The sequence below is a fragment of the Desulfuromonas sp. KJ2020 genome (assembly GCF_024197615.1).
In the GTDB taxonomy this organism is placed as follows: domain Bacteria; phylum Desulfobacterota; class Desulfuromonadia; order Desulfuromonadales; family SZUA-540; genus SZUA-540.
Genome location: NZ_JAKUKE010000003.1, coordinates 80607 through 97808 on the forward strand (window position 1 = coordinate 80607; position 17202 = coordinate 97808).

Sequence of the window (17202 nt, forward strand, 5' to 3'; positions counted from 1 at the left end):
CGGTTCCAGGTCGCTGAGACTGAGCAGGCAAAGAAGCTACAGTGGATTTTCTGTTTCAGGAGCGGCGTCCCTCCCGGCATTTCGCCACATGCTGCCCACTTTTAATAGACCGAGCAGCCCCAGTCCCAAGAAGAAAAATCCACGAATTCTGGCTGGCTCCTTCCCGGCGCTGAGAAAAATGATGTTTTCGCTGATGTCCAGCCCTTCCTCACGCGCCAGCTTGAGCAGTTTGTCCTTGTTGCCACTTGCCACAAGCCCCCCCACGAGCATGCCTGTGATGTCACGTTGTCCTCTGAAATCTTCGGCGTGGGCTTCCAGGTAGGCCCGTTGCGCCGTCTCTGAGTCGAAGGTGAAGTAATAATCCTGCAGCCGCTGAATGATCTGCGGGTCACGGGTTTCGACCAGAATATCAATGGGCTGAACGCCTGGAGAGAGACGCAGCGGAATCAGAAAAGCTTCAAGCTCCAGGGTTCCGGAAGTGGATATCCCCTCCAGCAAATCCAGATAGCCGCCGGTGACGTGCAGCCACTCCCGTGGCGGGCCATTTTCTACCAGCGCGGCGGCAGTGATAGTCTGGGGAGCGCGATTGCGCAAGAACAGAGAGACATCAGTCCAGCCCAGCCAGATAAGGACCAGGCAGACTGCGGTCAGGGTGAAGCGAAATCGTTTCATGGACAAGGTTCCTTGGGATCGTTTGAAAAAAAAGGGCCGCCATGCAGGCGGCCCCAGTGTATGACAAATGAAGAACAGGGTGCAACATCTTATGCTTTAGGCGGCCTCGGTTGCTTCACTGCTGACGGCATCCTTCTGCGTCATGAGAGAGACGACAACCAGAGCGATAAAGCTCAGCGGAATAGAGATGGCCGCCGGGCTGTTGAACTGGACCGGTGCATCACCCGGGAGCAGGCCGTAGCGGACCCACATGTCGGGGGAGATGAGGATCAGACCCAGGGCGGAGGTCAGGCCGACTGTGATAGAAGCCGCCACGCCTTTGGCCGTCGTCTTCTTCCAGAAGAGCAGCATGAGTATGGCCGGCAGGTTGGCCGAGGCTGCCACCGCAAAGGCCCAACCGACCAGGAAGGAAACGTTCATGCCCTCAAAGACGATGCCCAGGTAGATGGCAATGCAGCCAACTACGACGGCGGCGATCTTACCGGCTTTTACTTTGCCGGCATCACTCATGTGCAGGCCGAGGAAGTTGTCCATCAGGTCGTGGGCCACGGCACCCGAGGCCGCGACAATAAGGCCGGAGACAGTGCCGAGTACGGTGGCGAAGGCCAGCGACGAAATGATGGCGAACAGGAAGACCCCGAAAGAGAGAGCCAGCAGGGGGGCACTCATGTTGTTGTCGGTCAGGTTGATAACGCCGTTGGTCATGGCGCCAATACCCAGATACAGGGTGAGGACATAGAAGAAACCAATAGCGGCGATGGCCACAATCGTCGACTTACGGGCGGCGGCCTGGCTCGGTACGGTGTAGTAGCGGATGAGGATGTGGGGAAGGGCCGCAGTACCGCAGAACAGAGCCAGCATCAGGGAGATGAAGTTGAATTTCTCAGTGCCGGTGGCGTTGTCGACCTTAAACTTCAGGCCGGGACGCAGCACGCGGGCGCCAGGGGTCGGCTTCTGGTAGAAGACTTCGTATTTGGTATCTCCGGCCAGGACGTATTTCTTGCCCCAGAGAATGACAGTTGAGTTCTGGACGGCGGAAAGGTAGGCGAAGGGTCCGATGGCGCCAGTCTGGGCGACCTGCTGGCCGTCGATGGTGATTTCCTTAAGATTGCCGACGGGAAAGAACTTGCCGTCATCCTTGGTGCCGCCATTGTACAGCTTGGTGCCATCCGGTTGGGTTACGACAAAGAGGGCCTCGTTGAGCGTGTAGCCGCCATCGGCTGCAGGGCTATAGCTCCAGACGGTCTCAGTCCCGTTGCCGCTCAGCTTGACCAAGCCGGCTTTGCCGAACTCGCTTTCCTGCCAGCCAGCGGGAGCTGACATTTCGCCGGCTTGCAGAGAGCCGTCCGCAGCGACGCTGGCGGTCAGGGTTTGCAGAGGCTTGGTGTTGTTGTCGAAGCCTTTGGGTTCACTGCTGAGGCCGCGTGTCAATACCGCTACCACCACAACCGTGGAGACGATAAGCAGCAAAGCACCTTTGAAAAACTGTACGTAAGTAGTGGAGGCCATACCGGCCGTAGCCACGATAAGCGTAACGACCACGCCGACAATGCTGACGCCGACCCAGTGGGGCATGCCCAGCAGGGGCTTGACGAGAACGCCGGCACCGACCATCTGGGGAATAAGGTAGAAGACCGAGACAACCAGGGTGCTGATAGCAGCCATCAGCTGAATGCCCTTGGAGTTGAACTTGGAGTCGAGGGCGTCGGTGAAGGTGTATTTGCCCAGGCGCTTCATCGGTTCGGCCACCAGGAAGAGCGCGACCATCCAGCCTGCCAGGTAACCGATGGCGTACATCCAGCCATCGAAACCGGCAGTGGCGATCATGCCGCAGATGCCGAGGAAACTGGCGGCGGAAAGATAGTCGCCGGCAAAGGCGATACCGTTGGTAAACCAGTGGATGTTGCCGCCGGCGGCATAGTAGCCGGCTGAAGAGGTCGTCCGGCGGGCCAGGTAGAAGGAAAGACCCAGAACGAAGGCGACAAAGCTGAAGAAGAGGGCAATGGCCAGCGGTGAAGTTTCGTAGTTCATGCGACCTCCCCTTTTATTTGTTCAATCGCGCTTCTGCAGCATTGCAGAGCTGGTTGTAGATGACGGCGAGTACCAGGGCAAAGGCCAACAGGCCAAAGCCGTAGACAACGGCCAGAGTCTGCCCGAACACAATTTTTTCCATGAGAGAGGGTTTGACGGCATTGATCACAACAAAGCCGGCATAAACGATGGTGTAGGCGATGAACATCCAAACGCCCAGAGTGGTTTTGTAGCCCTGAGCGTTATCTTTGCCCAGTTTTACTGCGGGTCCGTGTCCCATTTTCGTTGCTCCTTTTCGCTTGTGTTTCTGATGATAACCGGTGAATAAAACCAGGTGACCTTGTCTGGCCAAAAAGCAGGGGCCCTGTGGAAGCTTTCGGACGAAAGTTCTAAAGGGTACCTCCTCGCGACACGGCCGTCCCCCCGAGGGAAGGGAGCCGGCTTTATCCTGATTGGTGCTGAATTGTGATCGCCTGCTTCACGCAAGACAGGGTTCTGGTAAAAAATATACGATGTGGATTTTATTTCCGGCGCAATAATACGCCGTTCTATGTTTATGTCAATAGAAAACTTGGAATAAACCCCTTGTTTCGGCCTGTGAACGTTATCTGGGTCGCAGATTGTGTTTGTGTTTACAATAAGTTAAAAAATCACCCATTGTGGGTAGAAAAATGTTTTGTTACGACTGGTAATTCTTCCCAATCCTGTTATTTTAAGGCTTTTTTTCCGGGAAGTACTTCTTCTGTGATATTTTGACCCCATGATGCTTCAGGACATTCTCGAAAAAGTACAGGCGCGAAGCGGCCCGGATTTTCTGCAGAAGGACCCGGTCCGGTTTCCACGACAGTTCAGCTCCTTCGCCGATCAGGAGGCAGTCGCTTTTGTCAGCGCTGCTTTGGCCTATGGACAGGTGGGCATTATTCTGCGCCATGTCGAGGATCTGATCGGGCGCATGGGAAAAAGCCCTGCCGATTTTATTGCCAATTTTACTCCGAGACGCGATGCGGCTTACCTGCGGGGCTTCAAGCATCGTTTCAATGATGCGAAGGATCTGGCCTGCCTGTTCTGGCTGATGCGTGGGATGATTGAAACGGCGGGGAGCCTGGAAAACTTCTTTGGTCAGGGGGATGACGGCGGCGCGACCATCACGTCGGCCCTGGCCTCCTTTTGCCGCCGGGCTCTGGCCCAGGACGTTACCCCTTTTTATGCGGGAGGGCGCTTGCCGGCAAGGGCCGGTGTGCGCTATTTTTTCCCCAGCCCGGAAGGGGGCAGCGCCTGCAAGCGGCTTTGTATGTTTTTGCGTTGGGTGGTGCGCCCGGATGATGGCATCGATCTCGGCCTGTGGACGACAATAGCGCCGGCCCGCCTGGTACTGCCTCTGGATACCCACACGGGTCGTATTTCGCGACTGCTCGGCCTCTCTGCTCGGCGTACGGCCGACTGGAAGATGGCCCTGGAGGTGACGGAGCGGCTGCGCGCTTTTGATGCGTCGGATCCGGTGCGCTTCGATTTTGCCCTGGCTCATCTCGGCATCAGCGAGGGCTGCCGCGGTCGCCAGGGCGAAGTGTGCCGGTCTTGCGCGGTCGCCTCCTGCTGCCTTTGCGGCGGTGGGCCTCCCGAAAAAAATGGCGGATAGGGTTGGTCAGAGGGGGATGCGCAATTTTTTACAGTGGGCTCTGATGATCATGTCGGCCTGGTTGAGGCGAGACAGTTTCATGTTCTTGGCCTTGAGGGCCAAGACGTCCTCAAGGGGGATCTGTTCGCCTCGCAGTTCCCGGGCCACGATGCCCAGATTGGTCAGAATGACTTTAAGGTCCGCTGGCGTGTACTGGCGCAGCGTGGCGGTGGAGAGATTGAAAAAGCCCTCGGCGATGTCCCGGGCGAATTTTTTCGGATTGCCGCTGATAGCCATAGATATGCTCTAAGCCTGTTATGAATGGAGGGGAAAAATAGGATGGTCAGCTACAAAGTTGTAGAAACCAGCATCGTCACCGATGAGACGCTCGAAGCCATTCTCAATGAATACACCGCCCAGGGGTGGCACTTCGAAAACATTCAGTTCGCCATGCGCGAAGCCAGCAAACGGCCTTCCATGGCTTTTGTCCTTTTCACCCGGCCCGAATCGGCCTAGTCGTCCCAGGTCTCCTGGTCCCGGTAGGTCAGGGTCTTTTTGGGGTCGGAGGACGGGGTCGCCCCGCAGCGGGGACAGAAGGGCTCGGCCCCCTCTTCCTCGTCGACAAGCTTTTCCTCATTGAGTTCGCGGGGCTGGCCGCTGCAGGCGCAGAACCACTTCCGGCGGGTTGTTGTCATGACGGATCTCCTCGGCTAGGATAGGCGGATTGCGGCAAACAGGGGAGTCCCGGCGAGATACGCCAGGATTCCCCGTTTGCATTCCGGCCCTTCAAGTATGCCAAGACTTGCCTTGCGTGCAAGGCCTCAATAGGCCAGCCCCGTTTTCTTTCGTACCTTACGCAGGGTTTTGCTGGCGGCATGGCGGGCCTTGTCCCGGCCGTCGGCCAAGATTTGGCGCAAACCGTCCTTATCGGCCAACAGTTCCTGGCGCCGGGCGGCATAAGGGGCGAAGAAATCCCGTACCGTCACGAAGAGTTCTTCCTTGATCTCGCCATACCCCATCCCACCGGCCAGATATCGCTGGCGCAGGCTCTTCTCCTCTTCCTTGTTCAGAAAGAGCCGGTAGATCTGGAAGACGTTGCACTTGTCCGGATCCTTGGGGTCTTCCACCGGCGTCGGGTCGGTGACGATGCGCATCACGCTTTTGCGCAGAGCCTTTTCTTCCTGAAACAGGTCGATGGTATTGCCGTAGCTCTTGCTCATCTTCTGGCCGTCGATGCCGGGGACGGTCGCCACCTCATCGTCGATCTCCGGTTCGGGCAGCGTGAAGATGTCGCCGTAGGCGTTGTTGAACTTGATGGCGATGTCGCGAGTCACTTCGACATGCTGTTTCTGGTCCTTGCCAACGGGCACCTTTTCGCTCTGAAAGAGCAGGATGTCCGCCGCCATCAGCACCGGATAGGCGAAGAGGCCATGGTTGGCGGCGATGCCGCGGGCGATCTTGTCCTTGTAGCTGTGGCAGCGCTCCAGCAGCCCCATGGGGGTGAAGTTGGAGAGGGCCCAGGCCAGTTCCTGCACCTCGGGCAGATCCGACTGGACCCAGAAAGTGCTCTTTTCAGGGTCGAGACCAAGCGCCAGAAAGTTGGCGGCGGCCTCCAGGGTTCCCTGTGCCAGCTGCTTGCCGTCGGCGACGCTGGTCATGGCGTGGTAGTTGGCGATGAAGCAGAAGAGATCCTCCTGCTCCTGGTGCTCAATCATTTTTTTCATCATGCCGAAAAAATTGCCCAGGTGCAGGGAGCCGGAAGGCTGGATGCCGGAAAGAACGCGCATGTCGGTACCTCGTAATCAACAGTAAGGGTTAATAAGGGGCTCTCACAACAGCAGTGGAAAGAGGTCGTGAGTAGATATTTCAACAGAAAAAGCCGCGGTTTTTGGCCGCGGCTTTTCTCGTGGGACTGACCGCGACCTTGTTCGGTACGCGGGCATGACATATTGTCTGGGGTCGCGGACCGGTTCAGAAAGAGGCCCAGCGCCACCAAAGGCTGCTTCGAGTGATGTCTGTGTGCAAAGACTGTTTCATGGTTGGAAAAAGTAGCAATTCTTCCGTGCTTCGTCAACGGCTAATTTTACGACTGACTGGTGGTCCCGCCCCCCATGAGGGCGGCGAACTGGAGAAGCTGCTGCAGTTCGATGCCACTCTCTTTGAGCAGATTGAGGAGCAGGGGAAAGAGCTGCATCATGAAGGCCTGATCTTTCATGCCCTCACGGGCCAGTTCGGGCAGGGTTTCAAGGATAAAGGTTTTTTTCTGTTCGGCGTCCAGCGCCAGTACGGCGGCTTTGAGTTCCTGTACGGTCATGAATCGTTCTCCGGTTGGGTAATGTCGGGGCCTTTGCCCCTGGTTGTCAATGGTCGGCAAAGGCGACTTTATAGACATCCGCATAGTCGCGGGCAAAATGAACGTCCAGCCCTTCCTGCAGGTAATCGGGCAGTTCCTCGAAATCCTTGCGGTTGCCTTCGGGGAAGATCAGCGTCTTGAGGCCGGCCCGGCGGGCGGCGATGGTCTTTTCCTTGACGCCACCGATGGGCAGAACCCGTCCGGTTAGAGTCAGCTCACCCGTCATCCCCAGTTTTTTACGGACCGGCCGACCGGTGATCATGGAAAGGAGGGCCGTGGTCATGGTGACGCCAGCGGAGGGGCCGTCTTTGGGGGTGGCGCCGGCGGGGACGTGCAAATGGACGAAATGGGAGTCAAAGAAGTTTGCCTTGGCCCCGTACTCTTCCAGGTGGGCCATGACGTAGGAATAGGCGATTTCCGAGCTCTCGACCATGACTTTGCCAAGCTGGCCGGTTTGCTTGAAGCCCTTGCCTTTGCTGGGCATGGCTGTTGCCTCGATGGCCAAGGTGGCGCCGCCCATGCTGGTCCAGGCCAGGCCGGTGACGACGCCGGGGACATCCTCAAAGAGTTCCTCCTGACTGAAAACCGGCTTGCCCAGGTAGGTTTCGATGTCGGTCTTACGAATGACGATATCCTCGTCGCGACCCTCGGCAAACTCCATGGCGGCCTTGCGCATGATCTTCTTGATCCGGTTCTCCAGGTTGCGCACCCCGGCCTCGCGGGCGTAGCCATCGATAATCTTTTCCAGAGCATCGCGGCGTATGCGGACCCGACTCTTCTCCAGGCCGTGACTGCTGAGAGCCTTGGGGATGAGGTAGCGCTTGGCGATTTCGATTTTCTCCTCCAGGATATAGCCCGACAGGTGGATGATCTCGGTGCGGTCCAGCAGCGGCGCGGGAATGGTGTCGAGCTGATTGGCCGTGGCCACGAAAAGGACGTTGGAGAGATCGAAGGGGACGTCGAGATAGTGATCGCGGAAGCTGGCATTCTGTTCGGGATCGAGGACCTCCAGCAAAGCCGAGGCGGGGTCGCCCTGGAACGAAGCGCCGATCTTGTCGATTTCATCGAGCATGAGCACGGGATTGGCCGTACCGGCATTCTTCATGGCCTGGATAAATTTGCCGGGCATGGCGCCGATGTAGGTACGGCGGTGTCCCTTGATCTCGGCCTCGTCCCGCATGCCGCCAAGGGAAAAGCGGAAGAAAGAGCGCCCCAGGGCGCTGGCAATGCTTTTGCCGACGGAGGTCTTGCCGACACCGGGAGGCCCGACCAGCAGCAGGATGGAGCCGGATATGTCCCCCTTCATCTTGCCGACGGCGATGAACTCCAGAATGCGTTCCTTGACGTCCTTGAGCCCGTAATGGTCGCGGTCAAGCACTTTGCGGGCCCGCCCGATGTTGTAGGCGTCCTTGCTGAAGTTGCCCCAGGGCAGGATGGTCAGCCACTCCAGGTAATTGCGGCTGACGTTGTATTCCGGCGACGAGGGGTCAAGGAGCTGCAGCTTTTCCAGTTCCTCATTGATGGCCTTGGCCGCCTCGGGGTTGGGTTTCAGGGTTTTGAGCCGCTGTTTGAACTTTTCCGTCTCGGCGGTCTTGCCGTCCTTTTCCAACCCTAGTTCTTTTTTGATGGCTTTGAGCTGTTCCTTGAGAAAAAATTCGCGCTGCTGAGCCGAAATCTTTTCCTCGATCTGCTTGGAGATGCGGCTTTGCAGGCGGCTGACTTCCAGCTCTTTTTTCAGCAGGACCAGCACCCGGTCGATGCGTTTGCGGATATCGAAAGTGGCCAGGATCGTCTGCAGTTCCTGGCCGTCGGCCGTGGTCAGGTTGGCGGCGAAGTCGGCCAGGCGGCCGGGATCGTCCATGCTGGAACGGTTGAGAAAGAGTTTGATCTCCTCCGAAAAGAGGGGATTGATCTGCACCAACTCCTTCAGGGTGGAGATGATGGCCAGCGAATAGGCCTTGAGTTCCTGGTTGACGGAGAGTTCGGGGCTGAAGCGGTACTCGACCCGGGCCCGAAAGCCTTGGGGCGCCGGACGGACGGTTTCGATGGTGAAGCGTTCCAGGCAGTTGACCAGCAGCTGCACCTTGTCGTCATCCATGTCGATGATTTTGACGATTTTGCCGGCGACCCCCGTACGGTGGAAGTTGTCGGGATGGTCGTCCTGTTCGATGTTTTTGACCAGCACCAGGCCGATGGTCTGGGAGGGGCTTTCCATGGCCTGCCGGACGGTCTCCACTTTATCGTTGCCGGACAGCATCATGGGAATCAGGATCCCCGGAAAGGCCGGCCGGGGGCGCAAAGGGACCAGAGGCAGCTCTTCCGGCAGAAGATCGGCGGCCAGAACCAGACCGCCCGCCGGTTCACTGACCGGCTCTCCATTGCCAACGCGATCTTCCTCGATGATTTTATCCTGTTCGTCGTTCATGCGTAGTGACTCCTTGAGATGACGGATGACGGTTCTGGAAAGCTAATCATTTGCCTTCTGAATGTCAACCGTCGGCGGCCGGCGGCGAAAGGTTTCACGAGGAAGGTCAAGAGTAGGCCGAGCAGGCGCCAACTCGCGGAGAGGATTAAAAACGATGGCGAAGAGCGAGGTGAAAGACCACGTCCGGGGCAGTGGCGACGACAATATCCTCTGTCACGCCGAGATCGAGCTGGGTGCGTGGAGACAGGCCCAGGCTGCCCCCCAGGGTGAGTTGGGCGGCGGGAGTGGAGATCTCATCAAGGTCGCTGTCGTCGTAAAAGGGAGTATGTCCATCCACTTGGATTTTGAAGGCGATCCAGTCGGCTGGGGCCCAGCCCAGGCCGCCGGTGCCAAAGGCCGCCAGGTTGCGCTGCTGGTTCTTGAGCACGTCGCCATCACTCATGGCGAGAAGGCCGAAGTTCCCCCACAGCGACCAGTCGCCCCCAGGTCCGGGGCGCTGGGTACCGGCGCTGAGAGAAAGGGCCAGGTCGGTGCTGCCGCTGCCGAGCAGACGGTCGCTGTCGCCGGTCGGCAGTTTGAGGGTGAACCGCAGGGCGACACTGTCACGGCCATTGTTCTGACCGACGAGCTGTCGTCCCAACGCAAAGCTCACATCGCCCAGACCTTCGGTAGCGTCCGTCAGGTTTAGGGCGGTGCGGCCGGAACGTTCATAGTGGTAGGCGAGGTGATCGCGGGGGGCGTGATCACGGCCGCCCTGGGGGAGAGAGAAAAAGGAGTGCCAGTCTTCGATAAAGGCGTCGAGAAAGCCGCCACGGTGCCAGAGCATGGGGATATCCACCCCGATTTCCCAGCCGGCCGGCAGACCGTGGCGCAAGGCCAGGTTCAGCCGCGAGGTCTCCCCATCGAGGAGGATGCTTTCGTTAGAAGACGTATGGCGGGTGTAGTTGCTGGCCAGGTCGAAAGAGAGGGTGCCTTCCCACTGCCCAGCGGTCAGCAGGGCACTGCGCTCGGCGGCCGGCAACCCGTAGATCTGTACCAGGGGGCTCCGGTTGCTGGTACGAAAAGGCTCGATATCAATGGCCTGGCCGGGCACGGGAGACAGGGTGAGAGCCAGTATCGCCAAGACCTGAACTTTTTTCAGCATGGGCAAATCCTTGGCAGTCGGCACGGCCTCAACGCAGCTGGGCGTTGCTCAGGGTGCCCATGAGGCGCAGGTTGAAGGTGCCGCTGCTGTCCGCTTTGGCAAACAGCCCCAGCATATCTCGCAGGGCGGGGTCGAACCCCGCCCCGGGGGTCAAGCCGAAGGTCAGATTGACCCGGCTGCGTCCGACGGGTTGAGTGAGCAGAAGGGTGCCGCTGCCGGTCAGGGACGCGTCGCCGCCGCTGTTTTCGATTTTTTCGAGACGCAGGGAAGGGCCTTTGCCGCCCCCTTGCATGCTAACTGCCCCCAGTTGCAGGGTGTCGCTCTGGGCCCCGATGGCGCTCATGCCGGTCAGGCTGAGTTCGCGCAGACTGGCGTTTAAGGCCGTCTCGGTATCGGGGCGGATAGGCCAGGTGCCGGTGAAGGAAATCGCGTCGACGGCGATGGCAACCTGAATCGATGACCTGGGCGCCACAGGCAGTTCAAGTCGCAGGGAATCGGCCAGAGCCTCAATCTCCCCACGCTTTTTTATCCTGGCCTCCACCTGCCCCTCGTACAGGTGCGCTTTGACCTTCACGCCGGGATTGCCGCTCAGCAGGCTCAGCCACAGGGGCTTGACCTGCAGGGTTTCTATGACGACATCCCGCGGCAGGCCGGCGGCGCTTACCCGGAGGTCGGTGGCGACAAGAGCTGGCGGGAAGGCCAGTTTCAGACTGTCCATGGTGACCTGCACCTGGGGGTCAGTGGAGAGTTCCTGCTCAAGACGCTGGCGCAGAGCGTCCGTCGGGAAGAAAAAATAGAGCCCCAGGACAAAGCAGGCCAGCAAGACGGCGAACCCGGACAGCAGCAGACGCAGGTTCGAGGTGCTCCGGCGACTGGAATCCGGCTGCTGTTTATGGCGACGGAAGTGGAAAAACGTCATTGGCTTTTTCCCAGAGAGGCGATGACCAGGGTGGCATCGAGCTGTGAACGGTTGTCGAAGCGGGTCTTGACGCGCAGGTTTTTCACGCGCAAGAAGGCTTCGGCGGTCTCAATTTCATACAAGAGTTGAACCAGCTGATCGAGCCGGATTTTCTCCAGCTTGATCTCGACGGCCTCCTCGCGAAAACCGTTTTGTTCCGAGGCCGGCTGGGGACGCATGGACACCAGGTTTTCACGGGAGGCGATACGCGCCCCGGCTTCCTCGACGAAAGAGAACAGGGAGAAAGAGCGGGCGCGGGCCAGTTGGGCCTCGGCCTGGGCGATGCGCTGGTTGAGGCGGAGAAACTCCTGCCGCAGTTGCTGAATCTCCCCCATCTGGCGCTGCCGCGAGGTAATCTGGCTGTCGAAACGTTCCATGGCATTGCGGTAGGGAGACCAGACCAGCAGGTACGCCAGGGCCAGCAGCACGAACAGGCCACCTACTGTCAGGATAAGGCGCTCCCTCGGGGTCAGATTGGCAATCATTGGGCACCTCCCTGCTTGGCGGGTGTCAGGCTGAGCCGAAAATCGACCAGATTGCCTTCCAGGCTCATCTTGGCGTCGGAAATCTGCACAGAGGCGTAGTCTTTCGTCTGCTCCAGGGCTTTGACGATGCGATTGATGGCGTCGAAGGAAGTCGTCTGCCCCTCCATCCGGATGCCTTCCTCGCTGTAATTCCATTCACGGATATCGACCGTGACATCGTTTGGAATGGTTTGCGAAATCTGCTGCAAAGAAGCCAGTGGCGTGCGGGTCTGGTCCAGGCCGAAGAGAACCAGCTTGTCCTGCAATTCCTTCACCTTGCCCCGCATCTGCAGGGGGATGTCCACAATGGCTTGTGGCCCGGGGAAGGTTTCCCGAAACGCCTTGGTCATTTCAGCTTGCAGGGCCTGGGCCCTTTGGGCCTTGCTGGAGTAGTTCAGGGTGGCCGATCCCGCCAGGGCCAAGAGGATGAGGGCGACGAGAATGCCAGCGCTGATGAGGTGGGTGCGGTTAATACCCCATTGGCTTTTCAGGGCGAAGGGGCCGCGCCGAAAATTGAAACCCTTGTCTTTTTCTCCCAGCCCTGCCCGCATGGCCAGAGCCACCGCCGGCAAAAACTCCGGGGTGACGTCCCCATCGTCTGCCAGAAAGGCCGGGATGCGTACCTGCGTCCCCTGCTTTTGCAGATGTTGCTGCAATGCCGGGGTGACGGCTGTTCCCATGAGGAAGAAAGGGAGATCTCCATGGTCTGTCCCTTGCTGCAGGGCCCGGCCCTCTAGATGCAGGGCTCGCGCCGTTTGCTTGGCGCCCTGGCCGGCCGGTAGCGGAAGGATGCGATAGTCGACCAGCCTTCCTTCCTGCACGAGGGAAACGGTGATCTCCTGACTCTGCAGACAGGCCAGGATGCCCTCATCCACCTGCTTTTTGAGTCCTTTGGCATAGGCAAATGGCGCCAGGTCGATCGTCTGTAGAGGGATTTGCGCCTCTGCAAAAGCCGTCAGCAGCGGCGGGATGCCTTCGGCTCGAACAGCGGCTGCCGTGACGGAAAAGCTGCCCTCCGGCCCCGGCAGAGGGCGCTGGAAATCGGTAACGCACTCCTCGATAGAGAGGGGGAGTTGGGAGGCCAGCTCAAAGTTCAGGGCTGCCGCAATTTTTTTCGGGTCGGCAAAGGGGAAGCTGAGGCGTCGCACGAACCCTTCCCGCGCCGGCAGGGCGGTGGCAAAACGGTCGCCGTAGTGCAGCTCGGTTCCGACCAGTTCTTTAATCGCCTCCGCCAAGTCGGTCTCATCGACGTAGGACCGGCGGCCGAGGCTTATTTGGGCCGGCTCCCCCTTTTCCTGCTGAAGAATGGCCACCCTCAGGGTACCAGCATCCAGATCAATTCCTATCTGTCGTTTTGCCATAGGCTCTAATTTACCTTGAGAAAGAGTAGTTGATCCCCCGATTTGCGGACGACGCCCTCCATAGAGCGGCTGCCGTCGTTAACCGTTGCCCAGGAACTGATAATGTAGGTCGGGCTGGTCACGGCAAAGGAGGTGCGCAGCAGGGTGTCCATGCCCGGCAGGCGGTTCAGTTCCTTAAGGTCTTCCGACGTCATAAAGGGCCGTGCCTCCCGCAGGGCGATGATGTCTTCCGCCGTGGTCCGGTCGATTTCCGGGTCGGCGGACAGGCTCATGAGCACTTCCGCCGTGGCGGTGTTGACGTTGATCTCATCGCCACCATGGACCGTAAGGTGGGGGCGCACCAGCCGGACGATTTCGGGGGTGAACCCGCGGATCAGCTCCAGTTCATCCAGACTGTCCAACGGGGCGTTTTTACAGGGATAGGGGCGCGCCAATCCCTGATAGTATTCGCTTTCGGCTCCTAAGCCATCACCCTGGTAGATTTCCTCGTCGCGATCGATCCAGTCAATGAGGGCGGCGGTCAGATCCTCAGGTTCCGGTAGACCCAACAGGTCGAAAAAACGGTTGAAGCGATCAATGAACACGCTGTTGGGGTTGACACCAAGGGTGTCGACCAGGCGGTTGATGTCCAGTTTGCCGCCCTGATCCTCGATCTGGATGGTGACAAATCCCTCCCCGACCGGATAATTGACGACCCCCAGTGACCAGGTCTCTCCTTGGGCGTCGTAGCTGTTCTTGTCCTCCTGGAGCAGGACGCGGCCGACGCGGATCCCCCCTTTGGCCAGGTAGTAGGCGCGGGAGCTGTCCCGGAAGGTTTCCGTCAGCCGGATGTCCACCAGGGTGGAAAAGGCAAACTCAGTCAGCAGCGAAGCCAGCAGCGCCACGATGACCAGAACGAGCAGCAGCACCGATCCTCTTTCGTTTCTTCCGACCCTCATCCCTGCCCCCGGCTCCCCTGCAGTTCAAAAGCCGTGGTGAAGGGGATCGTGCGATCGCCGAGGCGCAGGTGAAAGTTGATTTCGAGGATCTGCGGCAATCCCTGTTGCCAGTCTTCGTGCCAGGTGCCATTGGCAAAACAGCGGATCTGAAAGTCTTCAATGCCTGACGCCAGCCGGTAGAAGGTCTGCTCGGTCCCTTCCGGGTGGAACAGCGGGTATTCGCTGCGGAACAGGGCCCGGTCTCCTTCTTCGCTGTCGGGATCGGGGCGCACGTCGTAGCGGACAATGACGATGCCGCCGGCGCCCCCCTGCGGCGTACTGGCGGTGGTGGACAGGGTCAGCCGCGGCAGGTTGTCCTGGTTCTTCTCCAGCACGAAGAGGGTTTTTGGGTTTTCCTGGCGCAGATAGGTGCCGCGGACCTCCTTGCCGAGGCGATCGCAGAGTACCCTGGCCTGGTGGTAGGCGGCGCTGTCCGCCTCTACGCGCTCCTTGGCGGAGCTGACCGAACTGAAAACGCCGTAGATGGTCAGCATGACCGTGGCGGCGATGGCCACGGCGATCGTGATTTCGATGAGGGTGAACCCCGCTTGGCGTCCAGGCATTACGTCACCATCAGTCAAAAATAAAGGAGTTCAGCTCAACTCCCTCCTGGCGGGCCGCCTCGCCCCACAGGACCGCCACCGTCACCATTTTCACGGAAGGCAGGGGCGTGTCGCTGTAGGTCACCTGCCAGCGGTAGTCGGCGAAGGGCTCCTCGAAGGGGGCTTCATCCTCACGCACCTGTAAGGTGCCCTGCTCGGCCTCGACTTCGATCTGGGCCATCCTCTGCTGCGCCAGCAGCGTGGCCTGGGTGGTATGCTGCAGGCGTCCATGCACGGCGATGGAACGATTGCCCAGAGTCAGCAGCGTCACCAGGGCGACGCTGACGATGGCCAGGGCGATCATGACTTCGAGCAGGGTGAACCCCGCCTCAGAATTCCCGGTAACCTTCATGCACTTCCGTTTCGGCCGTGAAAGGCCTGATCCGCAGAGTCAGGGTTCGCTTCTGGTCGTCCTGCAGATGGATGATGGTCTCCTCCATCCATCCCACGGGAAAGATGCGGGCGGTCACCTCGCCGGAAGAGCGGCCTCCCGCCCCGGTGATAAAGATATCCTGAAAGCGGGCATCCCCCTTGAGCCGGGTCTCTTTGCCGAAGCGGTCGGCCTCCGTCAGGGTGCCGTCCGTCTCCAGGCGCTGGGCCTTGTAGCTCGACTGCCCCAGGTCGAAGACCAGTCGGTACTCCCGCCCCTCCAAGGCCGCTTCATTGAACAGATATTTCACCGTGCCGGCCAGGCGGCGGGCCGAGGCGTCGAGGTCGTTCTGGCCGACCCCCGTCAGCATGGGGAAGGTCATGGAGGCGAAGAGAGCCAGCAGAAAAACGACGATGGACAGCTCGATGAGCGTGAAGCCACGCGCGTTATTCGAGGTCCCAGTTGGTAATGTCGGCATTTTTCCCTTCGCCTCCCGGTTCGCCGTCGGCCCCATAGGAGAGCAGGTCATAGTCGCCGCGGGTGCCCGGCGACAGGTAGACGTAGTTGTTGTTCCAGGGATCCTGCGGAATCTTTTTCAGGTAGCCGCCTTCCCGGTAGCGGGTGGGGATCAGGCCGATTTCCGGCTTTTGGGCCAAAGCGGCCAGCCCCTGCTCCGTCGAGGGGAAGTTCCCGTTGTCGAGTTTGTAAAGGGCCAGGGCCTCTTCGATGCTCTTGATCTGTACGGCGGCTTTGGTGCGTCGCGCCTCCTCGGGGCGGTCCAGAAGTTGCGGCACGACGATGCCCGCCAGGATGCCGAGGATAACGACCACGACCATGATTTCGATGAGGGTAAAACCCCGCTGATTCCTTAAGGTTGAGCGTTTCATGATTATCTCCTTCCGGCCTGGTTTTTTCAGGCCCTTGTCAATCCTCTGGTTGGTGTTCTTCTCAGCCGATTCCCTGGCTGGCCTGAAAAATAGGCAGCAGAATGGCCATGACGATAAAGCCGACAACGGTCCCCATCAGAAGAATCATCAGCGGTTCGAGCAGGGACAGGGCACCGGTAATCGCCAGTTCCACTTCGTGATCGTAGGCATCGGCCACGCGAAAAAGCATGGTTTCCATGTCACCGCTTCGTTCGCCGACGGCGGTCATCTGCGTGAGCATGGGGGGAAAGACTGCGGCCCGCTTGAGAGGGGCGGACAGACCTTCTCCCTCGCGCACGGCGGCGGCGGTATCCTCCAGGGCTTCGCGCAGCAGCTGGTTCTGCAGCAGATTGCGGGTGATGTCGAGGGCTGCCAGCAGGGGCAGTCCGCTTTGCAGCAGGGTGCCCAGGGTGCGAGCGAACCGTGAGGTGGCCACCAGCAGATTCAGGCGGCCGACCACGGGGATCGACAGGGCAAGGCGGTGCAGCTGCCAGCGCCCCCGTTCCGTGCGGCGATACCGCAAAAAGGCGAAGACGGCGGCGGCCAGCAGGGCCAGAATGAGCCAGGCATAATCGACGAGCAGATCGCTGCCGCGGATGAGAAGCAGGGTCGGCCAGGGCAGGGATTGCCCCAGATCCTCCAGCATACGGGTGACTTTCGGAACGACGAAGGTGACCAGAAAGACGAGGACGCCGCTGCCGATGAGAGCCATGAGGATGGGGTAGGCGAGGGCGGCGCGCAGTCGGCTCTTCATGCGGACCTGCTCTTCCAGAAAATCGGCCAGGCGCTGGAGAACCTGCTCCAGGGTGCCGCTGTTTTCACCGACCTCAATCATGTTGACATAGAGTTCGGGGAAGACCCGTCCTTCGCCGGCCAGGCTCTGATGCAGCGATTCGCCGCGGACCACCTCTTCACGCACGCGGGAGAGGGTGCGGCCCAGGGTCGGGTTCTCCAGCTGCGAGCTGACAGTCTGCAGGGTTTCGTCCAGCGGCAGACCGGCGCCGAGCAGGGTGGCCATCTGGCGGGTGGCGGCGGCCAGTTCCATGGTCGACACGCTGCTTTTAAAGAGCGTCAGCGATCGTTTGGCCTTCTCGCCCCTGACGGTTTTCTCTTCCTTCAGATCAGTCGCGTAGATCCCCTGCTCGCGCAGCTTCTGCAAGCCCAGCTTTTTGCCGGAAGCCTCGATCACGCCGTTCACCTTTTTCCCGCGGGCGTCAAAACCGGTGTACTCGAATAGAGGCACG

Annotated in this window: 20 protein-coding genes; 2 read left to right on the forward strand and 18 right to left on the reverse strand. The window is 59.6% G+C overall.

The window, feature by feature from the left end:
* Window positions 1-36 precede the first annotated feature (36 nt).
* The 3 genes from MJO47_RS08715 to MJO47_RS08725 all read right to left on the reverse strand — a co-directional run bounded on the left by MJO47_RS08715 (window position 37) and on the right by MJO47_RS08725 (window position 2983).
* Window positions 37-672 carry a hypothetical protein gene (locus MJO47_RS08715; RefSeq protein ID WP_253960740.1) on the reverse strand — a complete coding sequence of 212 codons (636 nt, stop codon included), beginning with the start codon at window positions 670-672 and terminating at the stop codon, window positions 37-39.
* 96 nt (window positions 673-768) lie between these two features.
* Entirely contained in the window at window positions 769-2703 is a 1935-nt protein-coding gene (locus MJO47_RS08720) for a cation acetate symporter (protein ID WP_253960741.1), read from the reverse strand.
* A 13-nt stretch (window positions 2704-2716) separates the two neighbouring features.
* A complete protein-coding gene (locus MJO47_RS08725) occupies window positions 2717-2983 on the reverse strand; it encodes a DUF485 domain-containing protein (protein ID WP_253960742.1) in 267 nt (88 codons plus the stop codon).
* Window positions 2984-3463: 480 nt separating this feature from the next.
* Here MJO47_RS08725 and MJO47_RS08730 point away from each other — a divergent pair, with 480 nt between their 5' ends.
* Entirely contained in the window at window positions 3464-4339 is an 876-nt protein-coding gene (locus tag MJO47_RS08730; RefSeq protein ID WP_253960743.1) for a TIGR02757 family protein, read from the forward strand.
* Window positions 4340-4345: 6 nt separating this feature from the next.
* On the opposite strand, the gene MJO47_RS08735 is transcribed toward MJO47_RS08730, so the two are convergent.
* Window positions 4346-4615, reverse strand: coding sequence for a hypothetical protein (locus MJO47_RS08735; RefSeq protein WP_253960744.1), 270 nt, complete (start codon window positions 4613-4615; stop codon window positions 4346-4348).
* A gap of 42 nt (window positions 4616-4657) precedes the next feature.
* Between MJO47_RS08735 and MJO47_RS08740 the strand changes: the two genes are divergently transcribed.
* Window positions 4658-4834: a DUF4177 domain-containing protein gene (locus MJO47_RS08740; RefSeq protein WP_253960745.1), complete on the forward strand. Its 177-nt coding sequence runs from the start codon at window positions 4658-4660 to the stop codon at window positions 4832-4834.
* Here the strand turns inward: MJO47_RS08740 and MJO47_RS08745 are convergent.
* The 14 genes from MJO47_RS08745 to gspF form a co-directional block, all read right to left on the reverse strand.
* Window positions 4831-5013 (reverse strand): hypothetical protein, encoded by a 183-nt coding sequence (locus MJO47_RS08745; RefSeq protein WP_253960746.1) that lies wholly within the window; start codon window positions 5011-5013, stop codon window positions 4831-4833. The genes MJO47_RS08740 and MJO47_RS08745 overlap by 4 nt on opposite strands.
* Before the next feature lie 126 nt (window positions 5014-5139).
* Window positions 5140-6105, reverse strand: a complete 966-nt coding sequence (trpS, locus tag MJO47_RS08750) for a tryptophan--tRNA ligase (protein WP_253960747.1) — start codon at window positions 6103-6105, stop codon at window positions 5140-5142.
* A gap of 296 nt (window positions 6106-6401) precedes the next feature.
* Window positions 6402-6632, reverse strand: a complete 231-nt coding sequence (locus tag MJO47_RS08755) for a hypothetical protein (protein ID WP_253960748.1) — start codon at window positions 6630-6632, stop codon at window positions 6402-6404.
* A gap of 46 nt (window positions 6633-6678) precedes the next feature.
* Complete coding sequence (gene lon, locus MJO47_RS08760) at window positions 6679-9096, reverse strand: endopeptidase La (RefSeq protein WP_253960749.1); 2418 nt, start codon at window positions 9094-9096, stop codon at window positions 6679-6681.
* Window positions 9097-9241: 145 nt separating this feature from the next.
* Window positions 9242-10240 (reverse strand): DUF3187 family protein, encoded by a 999-nt coding sequence (locus tag MJO47_RS08765; protein WP_253960750.1) that lies wholly within the window; start codon window positions 10238-10240, stop codon window positions 9242-9244.
* 28 nt (window positions 10241-10268) lie between these two features.
* On the reverse strand, window positions 10269-11159 hold the full coding sequence (gspN, locus tag MJO47_RS08770; RefSeq protein WP_253960751.1) for a type II secretion system protein GspN: 891 nt from the start codon (window positions 11157-11159) through the stop codon (window positions 10269-10271).
* Window positions 11156-11683 (reverse strand): type II secretion system protein GspM, encoded by a 528-nt coding sequence (gspM, locus tag MJO47_RS08775; RefSeq protein ID WP_253960752.1) that lies wholly within the window; start codon window positions 11681-11683, stop codon window positions 11156-11158. Before gspM ends, gspN begins: the two co-directional genes overlap by 4 nt.
* Window positions 11680-13083 (reverse strand): GspL/Epsl periplasmic domain-containing protein, encoded by a 1404-nt coding sequence (locus MJO47_RS08780; RefSeq protein WP_253960753.1) that lies wholly within the window; start codon window positions 13081-13083, stop codon window positions 11680-11682. Before MJO47_RS08780 ends, gspM begins: the two co-directional genes overlap by 4 nt.
* Window positions 13084-13088: 5 nt before the next feature.
* Window positions 13089-14021, reverse strand: coding sequence for a type II secretion system minor pseudopilin GspK (gene gspK, locus MJO47_RS08785; protein ID WP_253960754.1), 933 nt, complete (start codon window positions 14019-14021; stop codon window positions 13089-13091).
* Window positions 14018-14623, reverse strand: a complete 606-nt coding sequence (locus tag MJO47_RS08790) for a type II secretion system protein GspJ (protein WP_253960755.1) — start codon at window positions 14621-14623, stop codon at window positions 14018-14020. Before MJO47_RS08790 ends, gspK begins: the two co-directional genes overlap by 4 nt.
* 10 nt (window positions 14624-14633) lie before the next feature.
* Window positions 14634-15014, reverse strand: a complete 381-nt coding sequence (gspI, locus tag MJO47_RS08795) for a type II secretion system minor pseudopilin GspI (RefSeq protein ID WP_253960756.1) — start codon at window positions 15012-15014, stop codon at window positions 14634-14636.
* Window positions 14992-15510 carry a Tfp pilus assembly protein FimT/FimU gene (locus MJO47_RS08800; protein WP_253960757.1) on the reverse strand — a complete coding sequence of 173 codons (519 nt, stop codon included), beginning with the start codon at window positions 15508-15510 and terminating at the stop codon, window positions 14992-14994. Before MJO47_RS08800 ends, gspI begins: the two co-directional genes overlap by 23 nt.
* On the reverse strand, window positions 15479-15919 hold the full coding sequence (gene gspG / locus MJO47_RS08805) for a type II secretion system major pseudopilin GspG (protein ID WP_253960758.1): 441 nt from the start codon (window positions 15917-15919) through the stop codon (window positions 15479-15481). The genes MJO47_RS08800 and gspG overlap by 32 nt, the downstream gene beginning before the upstream one ends.
* 61 nt (window positions 15920-15980) lie before the next feature.
* Window positions 15981-17201, reverse strand: coding sequence for a type II secretion system inner membrane protein GspF (gene gspF, locus MJO47_RS08810; RefSeq protein WP_253960759.1), 1221 nt, complete (start codon window positions 17199-17201; stop codon window positions 15981-15983).
* Between the last annotated feature and the right edge of the window lies 1 nt (window position 17202).

What these genes read in the sequence shown, in the direction of transcription:
- trpS (WP_253960747.1), bottom strand. Translation starts at nt 6,105, where the DNA reads ATGCGCGTTCTTTCCGGCATCCAGCCTTCCGGCTCCCTGCACCTGGGC.
- MJO47_RS08740 (WP_253960745.1), top strand. Translation starts at nt 4,658, where the DNA reads ATGGTCAGCTACAAAGTTGTAGAAACCAGCATCGTCACCGATGAGACG.
- MJO47_RS08715 (WP_253960740.1), bottom strand. Translation starts at nt 672, where the DNA reads ATGAAACGATTTCGCTTCACCCTGACCGCAGTCTGCCTGGTCCTTATC.
- MJO47_RS08745 (WP_253960746.1), bottom strand. Translation starts at nt 5,013, where the DNA reads ATGACAACAACCCGCCGGAAGTGGTTCTGCGCCTGCAGCGGCCAGCCC.
- gspN (WP_253960751.1), bottom strand. Translation starts at nt 11,159, where the DNA reads ATGACGTTTTTCCACTTCCGTCGCCATAAACAGCAGCCGGATTCCAGT.
- gspM (WP_253960752.1), bottom strand. Translation starts at nt 11,683, where the DNA reads ATGATTGCCAATCTGACCCCGAGGGAGCGCCTTATCCTGACAGTAGGT.
- lon (WP_253960749.1), bottom strand. Translation starts at nt 9,096, where the DNA reads ATGAACGACGAACAGGATAAAATCATCGAGGAAGATCGCGTTGGCAAT.
- MJO47_RS08790 (WP_253960755.1), bottom strand. Translation starts at nt 14,623, where the DNA reads ATGCCTGGACGCCAAGCGGGGTTCACCCTCATCGAAATCACGATCGCC.
- MJO47_RS08720 (WP_253960741.1), bottom strand. Translation starts at nt 2,703, where the DNA reads ATGAACTACGAAACTTCACCGCTGGCCATTGCCCTCTTCTTCAGCTTT.
- MJO47_RS08730 (WP_253960743.1), top strand. Translation starts at nt 3,464, where the DNA reads ATGATGCTTCAGGACATTCTCGAAAAAGTACAGGCGCGAAGCGGCCCG.
- gspK (WP_253960754.1), bottom strand. Translation starts at nt 14,021, where the DNA reads ATGAGGGTCGGAAGAAACGAAAGAGGATCGGTGCTGCTGCTCGTTCTG.
- MJO47_RS08765 (WP_253960750.1), bottom strand. Translation starts at nt 10,240, where the DNA reads ATGCTGAAAAAAGTTCAGGTCTTGGCGATACTGGCTCTCACCCTGTCT.
- MJO47_RS08755 (WP_253960748.1), bottom strand. Translation starts at nt 6,632, where the DNA reads ATGACCGTACAGGAACTCAAAGCCGCCGTACTGGCGCTGGACGCCGAA.
- MJO47_RS08800 (WP_253960757.1), bottom strand. Translation starts at nt 15,510, where the DNA reads ATGCCGACATTACCAACTGGGACCTCGAATAACGCGCGTGGCTTCACG.
- gspG (WP_253960758.1), bottom strand. Translation starts at nt 15,919, where the DNA reads ATGAAACGCTCAACCTTAAGGAATCAGCGGGGTTTTACCCTCATCGAA.
- MJO47_RS08780 (WP_253960753.1), bottom strand. Translation starts at nt 13,083, where the DNA reads ATGGCAAAACGACAGATAGGAATTGATCTGGATGCTGGTACCCTGAGG.
- gspI (WP_253960756.1), bottom strand. Translation starts at nt 15,014, where the DNA reads ATGAAGGTTACCGGGAATTCTGAGGCGGGGTTCACCCTGCTCGAAGTC.
- MJO47_RS08725 (WP_253960742.1), bottom strand. Translation starts at nt 2,983, where the DNA reads ATGGGACACGGACCCGCAGTAAAACTGGGCAAAGATAACGCTCAGGGC.
- MJO47_RS08735 (WP_253960744.1), bottom strand. Translation starts at nt 4,615, where the DNA reads ATGGCTATCAGCGGCAATCCGAAAAAATTCGCCCGGGACATCGCCGAG.